This window comes from Saccharopolyspora soli, assembly GCF_022678645.1.
GTDB lineage: Bacteria > Actinomycetota > Actinomycetes > Mycobacteriales > Pseudonocardiaceae > Saccharopolyspora > Saccharopolyspora soli.
Map to the genome: position 1 here is coordinate 59,010 of NZ_JALBWV010000028.1, position 21,188 is coordinate 80,197.

A 21,188-nucleotide genomic window follows, 5' to 3' on the forward strand; every position below is an offset into this window, starting at 1 on the left:
GGTGTTCACCTCGGAAGAGGTTCGGGCCAGGTCGTGTCGGCCAGGCGGGGGCGTGGGAAGGCGTCGCCGCTGCGCCAAGCGCGGACGGCGGGGGCGAATTCGCTGGTGACCGCGCGGTCGAGGTCGCGGAGGTCGATCGTGGGCCGGCCGTTGCGGCGGGCGTCGGCCCACAGGTCGAGGACCTTGGTGAGGCTGTCGGCCAGCAGCGCGGTCAGGGCGGTGGGCGGGTAGTCCTCGGCGACCGCGGCCAGCAGGCCGGCCATCTCGGTCAACGGCATACCGGGGGTGGTGTAGTGGTCGAGCTGGTGGACCGGCAGCGTGACCACGTGCTCGGGTCCGGGCTGGGCGCCGGCCAGGGTGACCGTGCCGAGCTGGACAGCGGCGCCGAGTTGGAAGACGTAGACCCAGAAGCCCATGCGGTTGGTCGCGCGGGTGAGCGACTGGCGCGGCAGGTGGCGGTCCCGTGCCACGTCGTGCGCCTTGGCGCGGTTCGCGGGCACGGTGAGCACGTCGTCCAGGCGCGCCCGTGACAGGTCGAGGCGGTCGTAGAACTTCACGAACACGAGGGACTGCTTTCCTTGTGATGACGCGGTTTCACGCGCGGATCTGGGCGAGCGTGCGGGGTGGCAGGGCGGAGGTGGTCCAGCCGTAGAGGTCGAAGACCTGGCGGGCGTGGGTGCGGCAGTAGAGGTCGAAGGCGCCACCCTGGCCAGCGTGGGTGGCGCGGCGGTGGCAGTAGCGCGGGGGCCGGCCGTTGCCGAACCCGGTTTGCCAGGTACACACCCGCAGCCGGTGGACGCGGATGACGAGGCCAGGGCCGCCGTTGGCTCCGGTCCAGCGGCCTCCGTCGACGTCGGTGGCGTGCCAGACGTAGCGGGTCCACATCCCGCCGGACGGGGTGTAGGTGCGCCGGCCGACCTGGTGAGCGTCGGCGGGGTCGATCGTGGCCAGGTGCCCGCCGGGCCAGGTGGTCAGCGCGTCGCCGGCCGAGGACACGTAGGCGACGAAGGTGTTCGCGCGGGGCATGGCCTCGCGTTCGCGTTCGTTCGAGCACGGGTAGCAGCTCGTGGCGCCGGTGGTCGGGTCGATCGCGCGGCCGGTGCCGATCCCGCTGGGGTCCGGGGTGGGCGGGTGGCCGCAGTCGAGAACGTCCGCGACAGGGGCGGTGGAGGAGGTGGTGGTCATGGCGGTATCGGTCCCTTCGGGCCGGAGGTGAGCGGAATCGGCAAGGCACAGGCCGGCCGTTCGGCCACCGGAGGAGTGGTCCGAACGGCCGGAGGTGATCAAGGAAGGCGTCCGAACGTGGCCAGTAGCCGGGCGAACTCGGCCACCCGGTCGTGCGGGACGCGGACGGTGAACACTGAGTCGGACGCGCCGGGCCGCACACAGACGCGTCCGTGGACTCCTGCGTCGACCGTGCCGAAGTGGAAGTCGGTGTCCTGGTCTTGGTGCTGTACGCCCAGGTGTGCCGCGGCGGTCGCGGCGAGTTGCTGGCGGGCGGCGGCGATGCCGTCGCTGGCGTGCTTGTCGTCCCAGGCCGCTTGCAGCGCGGCCTCATAGTTCGGCAGCAGCCGGCGCCAGATCTCGTGGGCGATGACGTCGGACGGTTTGCGCTGGTCTACGGTGATCTTGTGGTCCCGGTCGTGGTCCTGCGGGACGTGGTTGCGCAGGAAGCCGAGGTGACCGGTGATGATCAATCGGCTCTGGTCGGTCTTGCGGCCGGTGGTGGTGCCGTCGAACAGGTCGAGGACCTGATCGTTCGGTCCGGCGAGATGGGCTTCCGAGCCGTCGGCGGCCTGCCGGTGTAGGCGCGCCACCCCGTGCCGAGGTGCTCGGCGACGGTGTGCGCGAGGTCGAGGGTGGTCATGGGGTTCTCCGGTGGGTTGCTGGTCGACGGCCAGCCCGAGCCGAGCCGGCCGACCTGGTGGTGAGCCGCGGCGGTAACCGGGGCCGGCCGACTGTCGATGGACGGGTCGGCCGGCGGGTGCGAAGGGGCTGAGGTCAGCGGCAGTGGCCGGTGATCTGGACCAGGTGGGCCATGTCGACCACAGGCCCGGCCCAGTAGCGGACGTGGGCCGGTTCGTTGCCGATTCCCCAGACGTAGAGCCGGAAATCGGGGTCAGCCGGGCAGGCCCACACGGAGCGCTTACCGGGCCCGTCGGGCGCGGGGGCGCCGCGTTCGTCGCACCGATCATCGACGACCAGGCCCCCACCCCAGGACGACCGCAGGTGCACGAACACTCGGACGTACGCGGCATCGAACGGCACGGCGTGGGCCTTCTGCTGGGCCGCGACCCATTCGGACAGTGCGTCCGCGGACAACGGCCGGCGGGAGGTGATCACGGCGCGCACGGCGTCGACGTCGGTGAGCCGGCCGTGGTCGCTGCTGTCCGCGTAGGCCAGTGCACACGGCCCGGTGAACCACAACGTGACCCACTGCGGGCCCCGGTGCCAGCCGCGCGCATAGCCCCGCTGCTCGGACAACTCGGTGGTCGGGATCGGCGGCAACACGCCGTCCAGGCCCCGGTCCGGTCGGGGCGTCCACCCGTGTGCGCGGAGATCATCGTCAATGGTCGGGTAGATCATGTCAGTGGTCCTGGCGCCGGAGTAGCCGCGTGCCGCGCGGCTCAAGGTGTCCGCCAAGCCGTTCATGCGACCGGTAACGTTGCGCAAGCCCTGCACCGGCATCGGGTGCGAGCTCAGCGCGTCGTCGTGCAGGTCGGCAACCTGGCAGCGGAGTTCCTCCGCGAGCCTGGCCAGGCTGGTGAGGCTCGCGGCCTGCACGCGGTTCACCGTCTCCAGGGAATCGGCCCGTGCGCGTTCCCGTTCGAGCTCCGCGCGCAGCGCGTCCAGCGTGGTCGAGTGGTCGGTGGTCATCGTGGTGCTCGCTTTCGTCGGGTGGATGGCGTGAATGTGCGGAGGTGCTGGGAAAGGGGGTCACTGTTCGGCGAGCACGCGGTCGAGCTGATCAAGGAAGTAGTCGACGTTCGTGTTCGGGCGCATCGCGTCGCCGGACGGCATCCAGTCAAAGTCGTCGACGTAGCCGGCGGGGTCGAAGGTGTCGACGTAGTCGGTGTGGTCGCATGCGCAGCAGTCCGGCGCGGTCACCGGGTACAACTGGCTTCCGACGTTCAGGCACGCGGTGGCCAGTGCGCCCTCGCGGAACGTGGGCGCGGTGTAGGTGGCGATCGCGGTGACCACACGGGCGGCCGGGAATCGGGAGAACAATTCGGCGAGCACGTCGTAGTGGGCATGCCAGCACGCGGAAATCGTGCGACGCCTGCCGTTCGGGCCGGTGCCCTTGCCGAACGCGGAGGCGCTTCCCTTGGCGCCGCAACCCGCTGTGTCGGTGGCGCGGAGGGTGAACCTCGCGCGGGGGCCGGCGCGGTTGCTGCGATCCTCGCCCGTACGCACGGTGATGTTTCCGTCATAGAGCGCGCTCGACACGTCGCGTACGACGTGGTGAATATCGGTGAGGGACACGCCGTACACGAACATGGTGAACTCCTTTGCTCATTCGAGAAACGGTGATGACGTGCGCGCGGATGACTCGAACAATCCACAACGGACAGAGAACTGTTGCAACCATTGCGCGCGATGAAAGCCGCGCGGCGCCCGCCATGAACGGGCGCCGAGACACGCGGCTCACCGTCGGTGACATGTCCGGGCAAGACGGACTGTTGTTGCTAGACCCAGGAATCGACGCGGGCGACCGTGGCGCCGCATCTCTTGGCGACGTACTCCGCAGCGTCCGCCAGGTCAGAAAATCGGTAGCGGTAGGCGGACAAGGGCACCGGACCAGTCGCGCCGTCGGTGGATTCGATCCGCCAGCGTCCGCGCGGTGCGCGTTCGCAGGCGACGAACGCGCATCCGTCACGCGTGAACGCGACTGCGCTATCGGCGTCTTGTTCGCCGTAGGTGTCGTCGGTCATGACGTAGCCGTTCTGGGCGTACTGAAAGTGGAGCTCTACGACGTTGTCCGTGTCGGTGGACATGTGGTCTCCCTTGGCGTTGGCCGGTGGATGTGGCGAATGTGCGCGGGTTTCAGGCCCAGCGCGGTGGGAATTCCTCGCGAAGTCCGTCAAAGGTCCACGCGCCGAAGATGCGGAAGTGCCCACAAACCACGCGCACGTGTGCACGCGGGACACAACCGCTCGGCTTGAACGTGGTGTGTTCGCCACGTCGATAGGCACCCCGAGTAGCAGTGACCAACACGGCGATTTCGCCGCACGGGGTGTACCCGGTCACCTTGGCGGGTACGAGTCCGGAGAAACTGTCCAGGAAGATAAGATCACCGATCCGAATCACGGTCATTCGAATCGAATCGCGTTGCGTGTCAGTCATCGTGAGACCTCACTCAGCGTGGCTAGGCGGCCGACTGGTAGCCCGTACCGGGGCACGTGGCCAGATCGGGCAGGTAGACGGTTCTGAAGTCGTTCCACGCGCGTTCGGAATTCGCGCGGGCCCGGTTACGTCCCCGGTCCAGCCGGTTGGGACCGCGCCGTTGCTCGGATTCCTGGTTGAGCCGTTGACGGACCAACCAGGTCATGGCCTGAACCTGGTGCGCCGAGACCCGCTCCCCCGCGCGTGCGGAGATCAGCTCCGCGGCACGGCGGTACAGGTTCACCACGTGGTCGTACTGCCGACGGGAAATCGATCCATCCTTGCGGCGAAATCCGTCGACCGGCGCGGAGTCGTACTCCTCGGAGGTGAGCCCGCGACCGTGCGCCACCGACAGCGCGTGCCGATCGATCACCACGCGCGGGTCATCCGGATCTTGATCTCCGCAGAACTCGATCAGGTGGGCAAAGTCGCGGATCTTGGGACCGTTGAGGATGTCCTCATACCGCTCACCGGCGAGCAACCGGTCAGCAGCGCGTTTCTGCCCGGTCGTGGCGAACATTCCGGAACCGGGCCCGCCGATTCCCTTGCCCTCGCGCAGTACGCGAGCGGCGTTGTGAACGTTGCCGATCCATCCTTGCTGAGGTGAGTAAATCGCGAGCATTCCGGCGCCGAGATGGGCATCACCGTTCGCGATTGCGGTTGCCACGTGGTGCGCGTCGGCATACCAGCGCACTCCTTGCGCGATTTCGTCGGGTGTGGCCTGTTCCCAGTGCCACACGATGTTGTCATGGCTCACAGGGTGTGCCCGGAACCATGGGTGATCGCTGGGGGCAGGCATGACAATTCAGTCCTCTTAGGTGTGCTTCACGGTCACCGGCGAGTCGTCCCACAAGCGGGACCATCCCGATTGCGCGGGACGCGTCCCGGCCGTTCGTACGTATTTGTCCAGGGCGAGCAATTCGCGTCGCACTTCTCCGACGTCCAATTGCCACAGTTCACGAGCTATTTCATCCCGCACGCGGTCAAGGTCAACCGCACCCGATGACGCGAGGCAATACAGAGCCGACGACATACCGCCGTGCCAATCGGAAGCGAAACGCCGCGCTTGCCCGTCGCTCATCATGACGATGACTGCACTCATCGATTTCACTCCTTGACTCACGCCGCGACCGTGACTGGAATTGATTCCATGGCGGAAAAATCGAAAATGGCGAGCTGCGCGGTTTCCCGCGCGAGGGTCATTGCCTCGGACAGGTCCGCGGTCACGACGGAAACGTCAAGGTAGACACGGCCGGTCGCAGGGTCGCGCCACCCGCCGAGAACGCGACCGGGCAGCGAGAGAGCGTCTTTCGCTTGCGCGATGTATTCGTGAAGATCGTTACTGGTCACGGAACCGTCAACAACGCGTTCGTGTTCCGGGTGTACGGCAACCGCATAGCCCGTGCCGACATCGGAACCGTCGTTCGGGTTGACGGAAAATCCGCCGTCCGGCACTGATAGAGCGTCCGCCATGGCGCTAATCCGAGCGGACCAATCGATCAGGGTCATAGTCATGGCGGTACTCCATTTCGTGTGCGAAAAGTGGTTGACTGGGCAGTGATTCAGGCCAGTTGTGAACTGGCACCGAAACGCGCAACCCTCTCCGTTGTGAGATCTCCGCAAAGGGGACACATCTTGTATCCGTGCAATGCGGCACTACTCGCCGGTGAGGGTTGCGCGTTTCGATGGCACATTCCCTGAATCTCTTAACACTGTTGGGATAAGCCGTTATGTCTAGCGCGCAACGCAAGGAACCATGTCCGTAAGGGTTTGGCGTGCTACGGGCAGGCGAGAGCGACGCTCTCAAGCCAGAGAAACCCAATGTCGGCAACCGCCTCAAACAACCCCGAACGCCTACACATTGCGACGTTTGTCGGTGCTAGACCACCATTGACTTATCTTGGGGACACACCAGTGGCAGGCATGCCATTTATGCGCGCTACTCCGCTCTATAGCAAGAGCTTTACGTCGCGAAGCTGCAAGCACAGTTACTACACATTCCAGATTAGAAATGCGCGTTTGGCTGCGCGTCGTTCTTCACGCTGCTCTGCACGGTTTTGCTGCTGTCCGCACGGCCCAAGCCGCTGCCCGCGCTTTACGGGACTTTCGAGACCTCAGCAGGCCGTTCCTCCGTGGAAGGCGACTCGCAGGGACGCCGTGCCCCGGTCCTCATCGCTTCCTTTTCGGTATGTCCTGTTGATGTGTCTATTACACACCTAAACAGGACACTTTGCAAGTGGTGATAGATGAGCGTTATTTCGTCGTTATATTTCTGCGAAAGGCGGACTCGGTGCCCCTCTGTTCGATGCTGGGACCTGCTTTCCCCTGGTCTTTCTCTTCGGGTGCAAGGCGCAGACAGCGTGTTTCAGTGGCAGTGAGGGGCATTCGGCGAATGACGTGCGTGGGCGCACGCGCGTCATTCGCAACCGAAGGCAGGCGCCGCGGGCGTAGAAGATGCTTGTCTTGCTTGGTTTGCCTCGTGTAGGCGCAAGAGAAGTGCGGATCGTCAATGACCCTCGTTCGGCTTATTGACGGGAAACATGCATCGTTGGCCGACGGTGCCTAATCGAATGCATCCAATTTGTCGACCTTGCGAAGGTGTTAATGTGTTTGAAATCGTCAACTAATTGCGCCGAGCTGCTGGCGCTCGTATCTGCCGAGCACGGATCGAGCCAGGTGGCCGAAATGACTAATCGTGAATCAGTGAAACGAAATGGACGGTCAGAATTTTCACAGACGAAGCGCTGGCACGCTAAAAAACGGAATTCATCCAACCTATGCTGCTGGCCACACCATTTCTTATTGCACTCGCTCCTATTCCTCCCAGTCGTCAACAGGTTCCCGTGGGGTACCGAGGCTGGGCAGGTTCAGGAAGGGCCAGCGACGCGCTGACCTGAGACAACGTGGCACGAGGGGGCTTCCTGCTTATCGGGTAGATGAGTGAGCGCATGAGTAGGCGCATGAGTAGGTAGATGAGCAGGCGCATGTAGGGTCTCGCGGCTGGCTTCATTTTCTCAGCAGCGCTTTCATCTCGGCTTCATTTGTGAAGCGTGGTTGAGACCAGGCCATTTTGGTGGATTCTCGGTAGTGCTGGCGGGTCCGTGGCGGCTCCGCCAGCTATCTGACGCTGGTGACCGAACCTAGTTCTTCGGCGCGCGCAGGCCGTCGAGCAGCACGCGGGTCAGGTGGTCGTCGGCGCGGGCGCCGCAGCGGCAGACCGCCACGTTGAGCACCCGCACGACCTCTGTCGGTGGTACGTCGGCGCGCAGGTCGCCCTCGCGCTGCGCGTGTGCCGCGATTTCGGCGATCAGCGCGTTGACCTCGGCCTCCAACTCGGGCAGTTCGGGGTGTTCCGGTTCGCCGGTGAGCAGGGATTTGGTCAGCGGCAGCGGCAAGGCCACGCAGTGGTCCACGATCCGCAGCAGCGCCTCCCATGCCGGCGTCTGGCCGACTTCCGCGCGTGTGGCCTCCAGCAGTTCCCGCAGCGCGTCGACCGCGATGTCTTCTAACAGGGCGCGCCGGTCCGGGAAGTGCCGGTACAGCGTGCCGACGCCAACCCCCGCCTCGCGTGCGATGTCCTCCATCGACACGGCCTCGCCCCGCTCGCCGGCCAGTCGCAGGGCGGCACTCGTGATCGCCGACCGATTGCGCCGCGCGTCCGCCCGCACCCGTACCTCCCACTAACCGGAACCTCCGATTCAGTTTATGCTACCGTCGAGGAACCGGAATTCCGAATTCACCTTGGAGGGGCAATGCGGATCGGCCTGTACGTCGGAGACCAGAGTGATCTCCAGTCCCAGATCGGACAGGTGCGCGCGGCGGCCGAACACGGCCTGGCCAGCGTGTTCTTCAGCCAGGTCCTGGCGTGGGACCCGCTCACCGTGGCAGCGCTCGCCGGGGCGGCCGTGCCGGGGATCGAGCTGGGAACTGCCATCGTGCAGACCTACCCGCGCCATCCGATCTCACTGGCCGGGCAGGCGCTCACGGTGGCGGCCGCCACCGGCAACCGGTTCACCCTCGGCGTCGGGCCGAGCCACAAGCAGTTCATCGAGGACGTGTACGGCCTGTCCTACGACCGGCCCGCGCACCACACGCGCGAGTACCTGAGCGCGCTGCGCGCCGAACTCTCGGGAACCGGCCACGTCCAGGTGCCGGGCGCGCAGCCCCCGCCGGTGCTGCTCTCCGCGCTCGGCCCGGTGATGCTCCGCATCGCGGGCGAACTGGCCGACGGCACGGTCACGGTGTGGGCAACCTCGGCAACAATCGCCGACCACATCCGGCCCAGGATCGATGCCGTGGCGAAGGAGCCGCGGGTCGTGGCGGCGGTGATGCTGAGCGTGACCTCCAGGCCGGGCGCCGTGCGCGACGAGGTCGCCCGCGTGGTCGGCTTCGCGTCGGACTTCGCCAGTTACCGGACGCTCCTCGATCGCCAGGGGCAGAGCAACGTCGTGGAGACGATCGTCGCCGGGGACGAGGACACCGTCGCCGCCGCGGTCCGCGCGTACGCCGACGCGGGCGCGACCGACGTGCTGGTCAGCCTCGTCGGCGACGACACCGAGAAGGCCAGGACACTGAAACTGGCCGGGGAACTGGCCGGCTCCCTGTAAGGGCTACCGCACAGGCCCCGCGTCGGTCACGGTCATCTGGCACCAGGACCCGTCCCGTGGCGTTCGTCTCCGGGCAGCTCGCCAGCGGGGTCGTCGCGAGGCTCACGGAGTCGAAGTCCCAACCGCGCACCAGATGCCCGCTCTGCCAGGCGGCGGTGATGAACGACAAGTCGGTGGCGGGGCCGTGTGGAACAGGCGCCTGCTGGAGTTCGGTCGGCTCGCCGTCCTGGTACTCAGCGAACGGCGTCTGCTCGTACTGGATCATCCGACCCGTCACGCCGGTGGAATAGCGCAGCGCCGCGGGTGGGGCCCGTCCGCGCACTGGTCGGCGGTGATGTGCTCAACCGGCCTGAAAAATGCCACGAGCATGAGATTGATCTTGGCGGTGTCACGTTGAGACAACCGAGAACCCCAGGTCGCACAAGATCATCGATGCCTTGGGGAACGCGCTGCCGTTTTGACTCTGGGCGTACCTGAAGGCATGACGTGTCTGATCGTCAAAAGATCACGCAGGAACGGGCTGTCAGCCGTGCGTTAGCTGGCGGTGCGGTGGTGGCGTGCTTGGAGGGCGCGGGCGAGGGTGAGGGTGCTGGGGTCGGGGCGTTCGCCGATGTCGGCCAGCGTGGTGGTGAGCAGGTTGATGGTGCGGCTGATGGCGTCGATGTGTCCGAGTTTGGCTTGTACGCGGATGATGTCGCGGTAGATGTCCTCGTTTTCCGGGTTCAACAGCCGGGCGTGTTCGAGCAGTTGGAGCTGTCGCTGTGGGTCTCGGGCTCGGTAGGTGGCGGCCATGCCGGCGAGGGCGTCGACGACGGTGCGGTGGGCGGCTTCTCGGGGGCCGTCGAGCCACAGGGCCGACATGCCCTCGGCGATTTCCCCGCGATAGACCGCGGCGCTGCGGGACCAGGCGGCGAAACGGTCGTCGTCGGTGTTCGCCAGGTGCTGGTCGTGCTCGGCCTGGTTGAGCTGCCAGTAGTCGACTGCGACCAGGTCAGGGTTGAGGGCGACGTGTTCCTCGTGCTGGGAGATGAGGTCGGTGGCCTGGTCGTCGGTGGCGTCGGCGAGGGCTTTGCGGATCTGGGACAGGCCGGCGTAGAAGGCGTTGTAGGGGCGGCGTCCCCGAGCTTCGGGCCAGAGCGCTTCGCGCACGGCTTCCCGGGATGTCCCGTGGGGGTGCAGTGCCAGGAATACGATCAGCGCCTTGTGCTTGGGCGCCAGCGTCGAGGTGAGGTCCCGGTCGGTGCCGTAGGGCGTGTGCCAGGTGAGCGTCAGCGGACCGAACACCGCCAGGTTCAAGGGACGGTCGGGAGGTTCGTGGTCGCTGTCGGCGGGAGTCACCAGTTCGGTGACCGGGGGCCGGTCAGCGCTGTCGCGAACGAGGTCGTCGCGTTCCCCGGTGGCTGAGGGCGTGTCCGAGGCGGCTGCGTCCGGGGCTTTGTCGACGGCAGTGGCTTCGCTGTCCTGCTCGGCCTCGACGTCGTGCTCGTGCGGGTGGGTGTGATCGCTGGCGGGAGGGTCGACAGCAAGGTCGTGTTCGTCGTTGTCGTCGGGAGGGACCTGCTCGGAGTCCTCGGCGGGATCGACGGTGTCTTGCGGCGGCCCGCTCGTGGTGTCGGCGAGGAGTTCGAGGAGGTCGCGGGTGTCGGAGGCGTCGAGGTGGAATAGCCGAGCGCCGCGGAGGTCGCCCACGGTGGGGCTGGCGGCGGTGACTATCCCGTCGGCGCGGACGCGGACGGTGGCTCCCGCGGGCCAGTGACCGAGCAGGATGCCCGCCGTCCCGGAGGCGGTCCCGGTGTCGAGGACGGCTTGCAGGCGCTCGTGGGGGCGGTCGATGGTGGCTACGAGAACGATGTCCCGCTCGGTGTCCCGGTGGTAGGTGCTGTCGGGGGGCTGGTGGTCGGCGAGAACGGTGATGGCCTCGTCCAGGCCGGTCGTGACGCGCAGCCGGGGCGAGGTGGGAGGTTCGTCTCCGAGCAAGGTGCGGGCGTCGTCGCTGGGGATGAGCACAGTGGCCTTCGTGGTGGCCAGCAGGTGCACCAGCAGAGCGCGGGCGGTGGCTTCCGCGCCCGCCCCGGTGAGCCCGAGCCCGTGGAGTGCGGCGAGGTCGAGAGCGTGGGCGCGGTCGTCACGGATGCCGACCTGCACGGCGGCATCATGCTCGGACTCGTCGGCCGCTGTCTCGGGCAGGTCGGTCTCGGCTGGGGGAAGCGTGATCGGGTCGGTGTCGTCGGGTTCGGCGTTGTCTAGGTGTGTTTCGTCGTAGGCCAGTCGGAGCGCGTGGACCGCGGGTGCGGGTGCGGGTGGTGGGGTGCGGTCTCCGCTGCCGGGCTGGTAGGTCCGCATCCGCCGGCGCCGCCGGATGAGCATTGCCAGGGTCACCGCGGCGGCGAGCGTGGCGGCGACGAGGCCGCCGCTGGTGAGCGTGATGGCGGTGCCCGAGGTCGAAGCGACGGCGTCCGCCGCCGGGGCGTGGTGCCGGTTCGGGACGGCCTCTGGCGGTTCAGGCGCTGGCACGGACGGAGAAGGGTCTGCTGAGGGTGCCGGTGTCGGCACGGGTTCCGGCGGCGGTGGTGGCGGGGCGTGGTTCTCGGCTGCTTCGGGCAGGTGCAGGATCCATCCGGGGCGGACGAGGTGCGGATCGGTGAGTGTGTCGCCGTCGGGTTGCGGGCGCCCCTGGTTGAGGGCGAAGAGTTCAGGCCAGCGGTGGCCGTCGCCGAGTTCGCGTTCGGCGATGCGCCACAGGCTGTCGTAGACCCCGGCGCGCGGGGGCTGCACGATCGCGGTGCCAGGTTCGCCCGTGTAGGTCTGCTGGGCCTGGTTCGTTCTGGAGTACTGGGCGACGGCAGGCACGGGGGCGGGCTGCTCGACCGTGACGGAGGCGGCTGGTTGCGCCGCGGGCACGGGTCCCGCGGCGGCGACCGGGATCCGGGGTGGCAGCAGTCCGAGTACCGCGGCGGCGACGAGCAGTCCGGCGAGGGCGTGGACCGGGCCGATCGCGGGCGGGCGGACTCCGCGCACCGCGTCGGGAACGCAGCGGGCCACGTCGAGGGCGAAGGTGAGCCAGACCGGCCAGGCGATGCAGGCCAACAGGTCCAGCAGCAGGGTGACCGACAACGGGTTGAGCAGGGCGGCTTCGATCTCATCGCCGGTCGGCAGATGATCCGGCAAAGGCCAGCCGATGAACGTCACCAGCCCCCACGGCACCCCGACCAGCAACGCGGCCAGTGCCGCCAGCGCGGCCAGCGCGCCGACGAACCGCAGCATGCGAGCGCTGATGCGGACGAGCAGCCTCATCCTGCACCTCCGAACGTTCCCTGGTCGGGGTGGGCTTGGCCGTCGGCGGACACGGCGATCTCGCCCAGCCCGATCAGACCCAGGATGTGGGTGCGTTGCTGGGCATCGATGTGCACGCGGACGGTGGTGGCATCGGCGGTGACGGTGCCCGTCGCGCCCACAGCGGAGAGGTAGCGTCGTGCGGCGGCCTGTGCCGCGCTCGGGTGCAGCCGAGCATCGCCGCTGGCGCGGTAGGCGGCGAGATCCAGCTCTTGGGCTCCGGCACGGGCAGCTTCTTGGGCGTGGCCGATCGCCTTGGTCTTCGCGGCCAAGGCGAGCCCGCCGTCGAGAACGAGGCCGGCGAACAGCAGACAGGCCGTGGTGATCAGCACGACGAACGCCGTCACCCGGCCGTGCTCGTCGCGTGCGAACGCCTGCCACCGCCCGAACATCACGTGCCTGCTGGGTCGGTGCCGCGCCACTGGTCCACGACCGAGGACGCGGTGGATTCTGCCGTGGTACTCCCCGGAATTCCGAGCATCGCCAGATCCGAGAGTTCGATGTCGCAGGTCAGGGTCACGGTCACGGTGCTGCCGGGCTGTAGGCCAGCGAGGTGTGCGGACACGCCGAGGTTCTGGCAGCGCACGCCGGCTTGGGCAAGTGCGGCGTGCGCGGTGGCGTGCGCGTCACTGCTGGCCTGGCTGTGGCTGCGGGCCAAGGTTGCCGCGCGGACGGCTTGGTGTGCGGCGTCGTCGACGCGCAGGCGTGAGTCGGCCAGGCGCCCGCAGAAGACCACGAACAGCAGCAGGACGATCAACACCGGTGCCAGGAGGGTCAGTTCGGTGGCCACTGAACCTCGTTCGTCGCAACGCAGTCGGCGCAGTAGGGGCGTCATCCGTTACCCCTCCCCGGGACGACGAACCGTTCGCTGGGACCCACCGCGCGACCTCGCACCGGCAAAGTCAGGAACGGCACCACCGGGGCAGCCTCTCCTGTGATCTCCACAGTGGACTGTTCAGGTCCTCGATTCACCGTGGCGTGTGGATTCTTCAGTGGCCCGGCGCCGAGTTGGGCCAGCACCGCCGCGGCTTCGGCGTGGCCCGCTGCGCTGCTGGCCCCCTGGACACGTGCCGCTGATAGCGCCTGGGAGGCGGCGGCCTGGGCGATGTGGGTGGCGTGCGCCCAGATCGCGAACTGCGCGATCAGCAGGATCAGCAGCAACAACGCCGGGACCGCCAGTACCAGCTCGGCCGTCACCGAGCCCCGCTCGTCCTGGCAGCATCGCCGTACCTGCGCGCGGAGTCGGCGGGCAAGACGTGTGGTCATCACATGCTGCCCCCGATCTCGCCCGCCTTGCGAGTGACGGCCGCGATGATGATGGCCATGACTGCGAGGGCCGCGGCGACCAGCAGTGCGGTGACAAGGACGGTTTCGGTGGAGTAGCCACGCTCATCGGCGCGGATTTCGGCGATACGGGCCCGCACCGTGGCAAAGACAAGAGGAATGTAGCTCAGCATGAGTGGCTTCTCCTTCTTACAGGCTTCCCAGCACCGTGGCGACGGCTGGATAAGCGATGAACAGCAAGAACCCGGCGAACAGGCAGATCACCGGCAACGACATCCGCTCCGTGGCGGCCTGAGCCTCCCCTTCGGCTTCGGTGAGTTCGTGGGTGCGCATCGCCGCGGCCTTCGCCGCCAACGAGGCGCGCACCTTCGCGCCTTCGGTGCCGGCCAGCGACACCGAAGAGGACAACTCGACAAGCTCGCGCACGTCCAGTTCCTCGCCGAGCTGCCGCAACGTGTCCCACGGCGTCGCACGGGTCATCCGTGCTGTGGTCAGCGCACGCCGAATCCGGGCGAACGCCCACCCGTGGCCGATCTCGGCAGCGTCGGTGAGCGCACCGTCGACTCCGGCGCCCCCGGCCAGCGAGACCCGGACCAAGTTCAGGTAGGCGCCGAGTGCGTGGCGAAACGACGTGCGCCTGCGTTCGGCCTGCTGCCGCACATCCAGATCAGGCAAGAAGAACCCGCCGACCGCGCACGCGAGACTGACGACGGCGGGCACCTGCCACGGCAACCCCACGCCGACGACCCACAGCAGCAGTGGCACTAGGCTTGGCAGCAGCAAACCGGCGACGGCCAAGACACCCTTGTCCGCCAACCACGCTTCCGGTGCCCGTCCGAGCACGAGGAGATCGCGCTGCTGACGGGGGTTGGGCAGGCCGAGTGCGGCCAACGGCCGTACTGCGGGGCGGCCGCACCGTGCAGCCCACCCACCGGCATCGGTATCGGTGATCGTGGGCCTGCGCGATGGAATGGTGCGGCTCGCGGCCAGCGCACTGGCCAACGACGGGCCTGGTGGGAGCAACCAGACGACCAGCGCCCACAGACCGACGCCGAATCCCGCTCCGAGGAGAATGACCGTGGTGATCACGAGTGCACCTCCGCCCTCGCGCTGGCGGCCGTGGGCCGGGTGAGGAAGCGCTCGGGCTCGGCCATCCGCGCGACGCGAGCCAGCCACCCAAACGCCAGCCCAAACAGGACACCCACGAACAAGAGCATGATCTGACCGAATGCCCCGTCGTACGGGTCGAGGTAGCCGCGATTGAGCGCGACGAGGCCGGCGGCGAAGACCAGCGTGGTCGCGACGATCACACGTACGCTGGTGCGGGTGCGTGCTCGGCCGGCTTCGACCCGCAGCCTCATGGACACCTGTTCGCGGGCCTCGATCGCCAGCTCCCCGAGCAGGTCCGCGAGCTGGCGAGCCTGGTGCTGCGAGGCCAGCACCAGCGCGGAGATCACGAGGTCCGCGGTGGGGTCGGCGAGGTCGTCGGCCAGCCCCGCCAGGGCGTCGGGGAGCTTGTCGCCGCGGGTGATGCGCATCGACAGCTCGCGGACGTCGTCGCGGATCGCGGCCGGAGCGGTGTCCACTGTGGCCTGCATTGCTTGTTCCAAACCGGCTGCCGCGGACAGGGTGTCGCGCAGCATCTCAGTCCAGGCGGCGATGGCCTCGATCCGGGCGACCCGCCGGTCCTGCTCGGAATCCCGCCCCAGCACCTGCGGCAGCGCCCACACGGCCGCCGCCGTCAGCACGCCCCCGATCACCCAGCCGGTGACGAGGGCAGCCAGCAGGCCGGCCGCGAGGCCGATCACTGCTCGCCGCGCCGAGGCACAGTCACGGAGCCGACGAAAATGTTCGCGCCATCGCGAAGGCTTGGCAGCCGAGTCGGGAGCCTGTCCACGGAAGCCGAACACGAGCAACAGCCCTCCGAGGGCCACGCCGAGCCCGCACAACGCGGCCAGCAGGGCGGAGGTGGTCATGGCCGCCACCACCCTTCGGTGCGCTCCAGCACGCCCGCGTCGAACCCGGCCTCGGCCAGCCGCTCCACGGTCTCGGTCCGCAACGGCACCCCGGGAACCGCGCGGCCGGTGGAGTCGGGGCGATAGACCTCGTTGGAGATGATCTGCTTCTCGTCGGCGTCGACGACTTCCCGGATCGACGAGACGACGCGGGTCTTGTCGTCGCGGGCTTCGGCCACGTGCACCACGAAGTGCAGCGCCGAGGCCATCAGCAGGTTGGTCGCCTCCAGCCCCAGCCTCTCCGGCGATTGGGCGGCGTAGGTGGCGAGCTTGGTGAACGCCCCGCGGGAGGTGGAGGCATGCAAGGTGGCCATCGACCCGTCGTTGCCCTGGGACATGGCGTTGGCCATCGGCACCAACTCGGCGCCGCGGACCTCGCCGACGATGACCCGGTCCGGGGACATGCGCAGCGCCCACCGCACCAGCTCGGCCTGCGAGATCGCACCGGCGCCTTCGACGTTGGCCTCCCGGGCCTGCATCGCGATCACATCGGGATGGGCCGGGTCGCGGTCGAGGCCGAGTTCGAAGTTGTCCTCAATGGTGATCAGCCGCTCGGCCGGCGGGATCGCCGAGGCCAACCCCCGCAGCATCGTCGTCTTCCCGATCGCCGTGCCGCCGACCACAAGCACGTTGAACCGGGCGCGCACCATCGCCGCCAGCAGCGCTTCCAACCCGGCGTCGATCGTGCCCAGCGAGCGGAGGCGGGCGAGGGTGACCTGTTGGAACCGGTGCCGCCGGATCGAAATCGACGGGCGGCCGGTGACGGCCATGACCGCGAACATCCGCGACCCGTCCGGCAACTCCACGTTCACCCCGGGCGAGCCCCGGTCGAACCGGCGCTCCTCCACGCCGGAGCGCGCCGCCAGCGACCGCACCAGGTCGATCAGTTCCTCGTCGGAGTCGGCCACCGGCGGCATCTGCGCCCGCCTGCCGTCGGCATACCGCACGAAGACGCGATCGCAGCCGTTGACGTTGACGTTCTCGATGTCCTCGTTGGCCAGCAGCGGCTGCAGGCCACCCATGCCGAAAACCTCATCCAGCACCGAGGCCACGACGCGGCGTTCGACCTCGTCGGGCACCAACCCGGCCCCGCTCGGGCGGGTCAGCTCCTCGTTGGCGTAGGCGTCGGCGGCGTCCCCGGCGAGCCGTTCAGCCAGGGTGCGCCGGGTTGGATAGTCCATCGCGGGGCGGCCGTCCTGCTCATCCGCGCGGATGCGTTCGGCCAGACCCTCCGAGACCGCCTGACGCACCCGCGCCCGCAGCACCGCCGCTCCCGGGTGACTCCCGTCGCCCTCGCCGGCCTCCGAACTGATCGGCTGCGACGACCAGCCAGGCTCCCCAGCCCCATCGACAAAGCCGTGTGCGTCGGTCGTCATCACAGCACCTCCCCGTTCCCCGTTGCCGATGTCGCAGCAGTAACCAGGCCGTCGGCGCCGGTGTGCGACGCTTGAACGTGGCTGAGCAGAGTGCGATCCAGACGAGCAGCGGTGCGCCCCAACGCGGACCGATCCGGGGGGCGCCCCCGCGGCTGTCCACACAGGATCGCCGCACCCTGCGGATCGTCTGGAAGCGTGGCCATCACTGGGACTCCCAGTTCCCGTTCCACCTCGGCGCGGCTGTAGCCGTCGCCGATCAGAACCAGGCCCGGGGTGCGGGTCCACGTCGACACCGACTCCAACAAGGTCGCGACGTGGGACAACTCGTCGGCTCGGGGCCGCGTCATCACCACCAGCGCATCCGCCCCGCGCACCAGCGGCAACGCTGGGGACGCCGCATCCAAACGCCCGACATCCACCAACACCGCGTATTCCGGGGACCGGGCGGCGGCCCGCAGCGCCCGAAGTCCACGGGTGGTCAGCACGCCCAACGCGGCCCGTGCTTGCTCGGCCGCCACAGGGCCGACGACCACCCGCAGTCCTCCGGGAAGGCGCTGGGAGTGCTCCGCCAGCAGCTCTGCCGAAGATTGCCGCCGCGCCGCCGCTGCCAGCGACACCACCCCGGGCGTGGCCGGAAGCCGGAACCGGGCGGTGAGATCACCGCCCGTCGGGTCCGCCTCGACCACGACCGGATCACCGCCGGGCCACCGCGCGGCCATCGCGAGAGCCGCGGTCGTGACCCCCGGCGAGCCCTTCACCGAACACAACCCGACCAGCATCACTGACCCCCAGCCGGAACGGCGACCAACGACAACTGTCCGGGCGGCACCCCGGCCACCTGCCGGGCACTGGTCACCGGCAACTGCAACGAAACCACCGTGGACAGATCACTACCCGGCACCCCGACGCTGGAGACCACCGCCGACCACGGACCACCGGAGGCCGGGCTCTGAGTCGAGGACGTACTGCTGCCCGAACCCGGAACCACGATCACCGACACCGTGGTGCCCGGCGCCAGCTGGGGCGGAAACTGGCCCGGTTTCGCCGCGACAGCCACGATCGCCTGGCCCGTCGGCGGCACCTGTGGCTGGCCGAGTGCGGAGCGAGGAAGCAGGGTTCCCGCCGGGAGCGAGTACGCGACGGGACGGCCCAGCACCGTCGCCGCCTGGCTGGCAGGCACCAGATCCGCCCCCGAATCCGAGGACAACGGGACCTGCCGCAGGTCCTGTGGTGTCAGCACATCGCCGACGTTCACCGGCCGCGCCAGGCTCAGCATCGGTTCCTGATTTCCGACCTGGAGCACGGTGATCACCGCGCCCGCCACGCAGATCACGACCAGGAGCACCCCGAGTACCAAATACGGCACCCGCCGCCGCCCGGTTCCCCGTGCGATCCGCGATGGCTCACCAGGCTTGCGCCCGACCCAGGAATGGGACGGGGCCGGCGGCCCCTGGGAGGGTTCGGTGGTCGATGTGGATGTAGACATCGGCGCCTCCAAGAAATGCGGTACCCGCACCCCATTTCCGCGCAGAATAAAGGGGTGTCCGTTGATCGAAATCAGCTCTTTGACCTGTCTATAGAGGACAGTCAGGTTCCTAGTTGGGAGCGTTGTTGAGTGCCTGCGATTCCGCGACCGTGAACGTGGCGGTCGAGGTTGTCGTCAGGTTCGGGAAGGTTCCGCCCTGACCCGCTCCCGACCAGGTCACCGTCCAACTCACCTCGGCCGCGACCGGATAGGAGTTACCCGGCGTGCCTTGCGACGTCTGGTGGTAGGTGTGGCCGCAGTCCGGCGACGCCGACCGCGGGTCAGCGCCGGACGGGAACGGCGTTCCCGCGCCGGGGCAGGTCACCGTCGACCCGTCACCCATCGACCACGTCACCGAGTTCGGAACCGCCGTCGCCGTCACCGACACCCCGGGTACCGAGGCGGTCGCGGACTGCGGACCCCATTGCGCGGGGTCCAGCCACAACCACGTCGGCAGATTCACCAACTGGGTCTCCACAGGCGAGGCGTGAATCTGCGGCGACGGCAGCCGCAACTGGCTGTACGCCTGCTGAGCCAACTGCTCCGGCGACGGCGCCGGCTGCTGCCCGTCCGGAATCCAAATCGGCGGCCGGTACAGGGCATCACGCCACCCTTCACCCGAGCACTGGTACATGTACCACGCCCCGGACTGCCCCGGCGGCGGTTGTTGCTGGGCGAACCGGACAGTCGGCGTCGACGAGGACCGCCTGTACAGCGCTGGGGTGACCGTGATCGCCCCACCATCGCTCGGCGGGTGATAGGCGATCGTCGTCACGCCTTCGACGGGCGGCTGGTAGTCACTACGCACGTAGCGACAATCCGCCAAGTTAGCGCCACCCACGATCTGATCACCCTGCGGCGGCGGAGAGCTCGAACCGCCAGAGTCCGAGTCTCCGCTGTCGCCCGAGCCAGGATTGCCCGGTGGCGGAGTCTGTCCTGGGTGACCTCCTTGGCCGGTCCCCAGATCGCACCCGACATAGGACGTCTCACCACAGGTAGTGTTGCCCCAAATCCCGTCCGCAGAGGCGGTCCAGGTACCAGCGAGGACCAAAGTGGACACTGAGCCAACCACGAACGCCGCGCGTCTCAACATGTGCCAACCCCCTGCACTGCGAACCTGGTTACCCGCCATGCGCCGTCCGGCTGCTTCTTCACCTCAGCGACGATGGACTGGCGGCCTCCCGGCTTGTCGTTGATGGGCCTGCGTGAATCCGCGAACACCTTCACGGTGCCGCTGGAGTCGCCGCAGTCCGACAGCACCACCGTCTCCGGGGCGTTTGCGGGTTCGACCGAGGTGACCTGCGGATTGTTCTTGGGCTGTCCCTGAGTCACGACGCGGTTGAAGTGGTCGGTGTAGAGGCTTCGAGTAATGGTGGTCAGCGCGTTGTCGGTTGCGTAGTGCGCCAGTTGAGGGGATTGCCAGTCGGAGGTTTCCCCTGCTGTGGCCATGGCCTGCCACATGCCGATATAGGCCGCCGTGGCGTGGTCTTTGGCCGCGTCCGCGGCCGCGGACGACGGTGCTGCCGGAGCGGACGGCGGTAGGTCAGCTGCGGTTTCCAGGCTTTCCTGGGAGTCGGGTGGTGCTCCCTGCGAAGTGCAGGCCAGGATTCCCGCCGCGGACGCGATAACCGCTCCCGCAAAAGCTGTCCAGCGCCGGGCCAGTGGATTCACGAGATGGCTACGCATACGGGCTCCCGCTTCGGATGATCGGTATCTGGTGCGGATTGAGGTATTGGTCTAGGTCTACATCCGAGTGCCTCGGTCGCATCAACTGGACTAAGGCAAAAAAGATCGGTCTATTGATCAGTTAGGCACAAGATTCACACCTTTGGGTTAAAGTCCGAATTCGTAGCGGCCCTCAGTGGGGTCCGATGGGCTGACGGACGCCGGGTTAGAGCGTGGCTGGTTGCCGCCGCTCTATCGGCGGCGGAGTGTTGCCGCTGTGGCATGCGCTCTTTCGATCACGTTCTGGATAGGCGGCGGCCTTGTCGTCAGTGGCGCGCTTGCGATCGTGGTTCGACTGCGCGAGCCGGAGATGCAGTGGTGCCATTTCGTCGCCCAGGTTCTCCTCGCGGGAGGAGTGTTGGGACTGCTGACGTGGCGACTCGGTTGCGGACCGGTAGTTTTGGCTCCAGCCGGGTTCGTCACCGGTGGCGTTGCGGCAGCGGTGGTCGACTTCAGAACGGGCAGGCTGCCGAACTGGCTAGTCCTCACCACTCATCTGATGACCGCCGTGGGCGTGCTCAGCGCGACCCTGATCACGTCCGCCGACGAATTGCTGCTCGGTGCTGTGGCAGGCGCCGCGGCGTTTCTGCTTGTCTACCTTGGGTTGTATCTCGGTGTGCCTGGGCAGTTGGGTGGCGGCGACGTGAAGCTCGCTGCGGCAGCAGGTGCCGTGCTCGGCTGGCACAGTTGGTCCGCGGTGTTCGCCGGTTTACTCGTGATCTGGCTGGCGAATGCGCTCGCCTTCGCTGTCCTCCGCGTTTCGAAATTCGGTGTACGGCATAACCTGCCGAGCCTGCCGCATGGACCGTCTCTGGTCCTCGGCACGGTCGCTGTCCTGCTCGCGGGATGACGACGCCCCGTCAGCAGCCGCACTGTGCAACGGTCGGGGTGTGTCTTCGCACGAAACGGCGCCGAGGGCCGAATGTAATGCCGTCGCGGC

The 21,188-nt window shown here is 67.9% G+C and carries 24 protein-coding genes; 2 read left to right on the plus strand and 22 right to left on the minus strand.

Annotation, left to right across the window (positions count from 1 at the left end; translation table 11 throughout):
* Positions 1-5: 5 nt before the first annotated feature.
* The 10 genes from MOQ72_RS21755 to MOQ72_RS21800 all read right to left on the minus strand — a co-directional run bounded on the left by MOQ72_RS21755 (position 6) and on the right by MOQ72_RS21800 (position 8,051).
* Entirely contained in the window at positions 6-563 is a 558-nt protein-coding gene (locus MOQ72_RS21755; RefSeq protein WP_242186094.1) for a hypothetical protein, read from the minus strand.
* Positions 564-594: 31 nt separating this feature from the next.
* Positions 595-1,185, minus strand: a complete 591-nt coding sequence (locus MOQ72_RS21760) for a hypothetical protein (protein WP_242186096.1) — start codon at positions 1,183-1,185, stop codon at positions 595-597.
* 98 nt (positions 1,186-1,283) lie between these two features.
* Complete coding sequence (locus MOQ72_RS21765) at positions 1,284-1,817, minus strand: hypothetical protein (protein ID WP_242186098.1); 534 nt, start codon at positions 1,815-1,817, stop codon at positions 1,284-1,286.
* Positions 1,818-2,001: 184 nt separating this feature from the next.
* On the minus strand, positions 2,002-2,877 hold the full coding sequence (locus tag MOQ72_RS21770; RefSeq protein WP_242186100.1) for a hypothetical protein: 876 nt from the start codon (positions 2,875-2,877) through the stop codon (positions 2,002-2,004).
* Positions 2,878-2,937: 60 nt separating this feature from the next.
* Positions 2,938-3,498 (minus strand): hypothetical protein, encoded by a 561-nt coding sequence (locus MOQ72_RS21775; protein ID WP_242186102.1) that lies wholly within the window; start codon positions 3,496-3,498, stop codon positions 2,938-2,940.
* Between the two features lie 188 nt (positions 3,499-3,686).
* Positions 3,687-3,995: a hypothetical protein gene (locus tag MOQ72_RS21780; protein ID WP_242186104.1), complete on the minus strand. Its 309-nt coding sequence runs from the start codon at positions 3,993-3,995 to the stop codon at positions 3,687-3,689.
* Positions 3,996-4,366: 371 nt separating this feature from the next.
* Complete coding sequence (locus MOQ72_RS21785; RefSeq protein ID WP_242186107.1) at positions 4,367-5,140, minus strand: DUF7178 family protein; 774 nt, start codon at positions 5,138-5,140, stop codon at positions 4,367-4,369.
* A gap of 57 nt (positions 5,141-5,197) precedes the next feature.
* Positions 5,198-5,485, minus strand: coding sequence for a hypothetical protein (locus tag MOQ72_RS21790; protein WP_242186109.1), 288 nt, complete (start codon positions 5,483-5,485; stop codon positions 5,198-5,200).
* A gap of 17 nt (positions 5,486-5,502) precedes the next feature.
* Complete coding sequence (locus MOQ72_RS21795) at positions 5,503-5,898, minus strand: hypothetical protein (RefSeq protein ID WP_242186111.1); 396 nt, start codon at positions 5,896-5,898, stop codon at positions 5,503-5,505.
* Between the two features lie 1,625 nt (positions 5,899-7,523).
* Positions 7,524-8,051 (minus strand): TetR/AcrR family transcriptional regulator, encoded by a 528-nt coding sequence (locus MOQ72_RS21800; protein ID WP_242186113.1) that lies wholly within the window; start codon positions 8,049-8,051, stop codon positions 7,524-7,526.
* Positions 8,052-8,135: 84 nt separating this feature from the next.
* Between MOQ72_RS21800 and MOQ72_RS21805 the strand changes: the two genes are divergently transcribed.
* Positions 8,136-8,990 (plus strand): TIGR03564 family F420-dependent LLM class oxidoreductase, encoded by an 855-nt coding sequence (locus tag MOQ72_RS21805; RefSeq protein ID WP_242186115.1) that lies wholly within the window; start codon positions 8,136-8,138, stop codon positions 8,988-8,990.
* 534 nt (positions 8,991-9,524) lie between these two features.
* Here MOQ72_RS21805 and MOQ72_RS21810 read toward each other — a convergent pair.
* The 12 genes from MOQ72_RS21810 to MOQ72_RS21865 all read right to left on the minus strand — a co-directional run bounded on the left by MOQ72_RS21810 (position 9,525) and on the right by MOQ72_RS21865 (position 20,209).
* The gene (locus MOQ72_RS21810) at positions 9,525-12,284 is read right to left on the minus strand and encodes an AfsR/SARP family transcriptional regulator (RefSeq protein WP_242186117.1); all 2,760 of its coding nucleotides are present in this window, start codon (positions 12,282-12,284) and stop codon (positions 9,525-9,527) included.
* A complete protein-coding gene (locus tag MOQ72_RS21815) occupies positions 12,281-12,715 on the minus strand; it encodes a pilus assembly protein TadG-related protein (RefSeq protein ID WP_242186119.1) in 435 nt (144 codons plus the stop codon). The genes MOQ72_RS21810 and MOQ72_RS21815 overlap by 4 nt, the downstream gene beginning before the upstream one ends.
* A complete protein-coding gene (locus MOQ72_RS21820; protein ID WP_242186120.1) occupies positions 12,715-13,113 on the minus strand; it encodes a TadE/TadG family type IV pilus assembly protein in 399 nt (132 codons plus the stop codon). The genes MOQ72_RS21815 and MOQ72_RS21820 overlap by 1 nt, the downstream gene beginning before the upstream one ends.
* Positions 13,114-13,154: 41 nt before the next feature.
* Complete coding sequence (locus tag MOQ72_RS21825; protein ID WP_242186121.1) at positions 13,155-13,589, minus strand: TadE/TadG family type IV pilus assembly protein; 435 nt, start codon at positions 13,587-13,589, stop codon at positions 13,155-13,157.
* The gene (locus tag MOQ72_RS21830; protein ID WP_242186123.1) at positions 13,589-13,780 is read right to left on the minus strand and encodes a hypothetical protein; all 192 of its coding nucleotides are present in this window, start codon (positions 13,778-13,780) and stop codon (positions 13,589-13,591) included. Before MOQ72_RS21830 ends, MOQ72_RS21825 begins: the two co-directional genes overlap by 1 nt.
* 16 nt (positions 13,781-13,796) lie before the next feature.
* Positions 13,797-14,693 carry a type II secretion system F family protein gene (locus tag MOQ72_RS21835; RefSeq protein ID WP_242186274.1) on the minus strand — a complete coding sequence of 299 codons (897 nt, stop codon included), beginning with the start codon at positions 14,691-14,693 and terminating at the stop codon, positions 13,797-13,799.
* On the minus strand, positions 14,693-15,583 hold the full coding sequence (locus MOQ72_RS21840) for a type II secretion system F family protein (protein ID WP_242186124.1): 891 nt from the start codon (positions 15,581-15,583) through the stop codon (positions 14,693-14,695). The genes MOQ72_RS21835 and MOQ72_RS21840 overlap by 1 nt, the downstream gene beginning before the upstream one ends.
* Positions 15,580-16,998, minus strand: a complete 1,419-nt coding sequence (locus tag MOQ72_RS21845; protein ID WP_242186126.1) for a TadA family conjugal transfer-associated ATPase — start codon at positions 16,996-16,998, stop codon at positions 15,580-15,582. The genes MOQ72_RS21840 and MOQ72_RS21845 overlap by 4 nt, the downstream gene beginning before the upstream one ends.
* On the minus strand, positions 16,998-17,756 hold the full coding sequence (locus tag MOQ72_RS21850) for a CpaE/TadZ family protein (RefSeq protein WP_242186128.1): 759 nt from the start codon (positions 17,754-17,756) through the stop codon (positions 16,998-17,000). The genes MOQ72_RS21845 and MOQ72_RS21850 overlap by 1 nt, the downstream gene beginning before the upstream one ends.
* 20 nt (positions 17,757-17,776) lie before the next feature.
* Positions 17,777-18,364, minus strand: coding sequence for a hypothetical protein (locus MOQ72_RS21855; protein ID WP_242186130.1), 588 nt, complete (start codon positions 18,362-18,364; stop codon positions 17,777-17,779).
* A 229-nt stretch (positions 18,365-18,593) separates the two neighbouring features.
* Entirely contained in the window at positions 18,594-19,331 is a 738-nt protein-coding gene (locus tag MOQ72_RS21860) for a hypothetical protein (protein ID WP_242186132.1), read from the minus strand.
* A gap of 278 nt (positions 19,332-19,609) precedes the next feature.
* Positions 19,610-20,209 carry a hypothetical protein gene (locus MOQ72_RS21865; protein ID WP_242186134.1) on the minus strand — a complete coding sequence of 200 codons (600 nt, stop codon included), beginning with the start codon at positions 20,207-20,209 and terminating at the stop codon, positions 19,610-19,612.
* 220 nt (positions 20,210-20,429) lie between these two features.
* Between MOQ72_RS21865 and MOQ72_RS21870 the strand changes: the two genes are divergently transcribed.
* Positions 20,430-21,098, plus strand: a complete 669-nt coding sequence (locus MOQ72_RS21870) for a prepilin peptidase (RefSeq protein ID WP_242186136.1) — start codon at positions 20,430-20,432, stop codon at positions 21,096-21,098.
* Positions 21,099-21,188 lie beyond the last annotated feature (90 nt).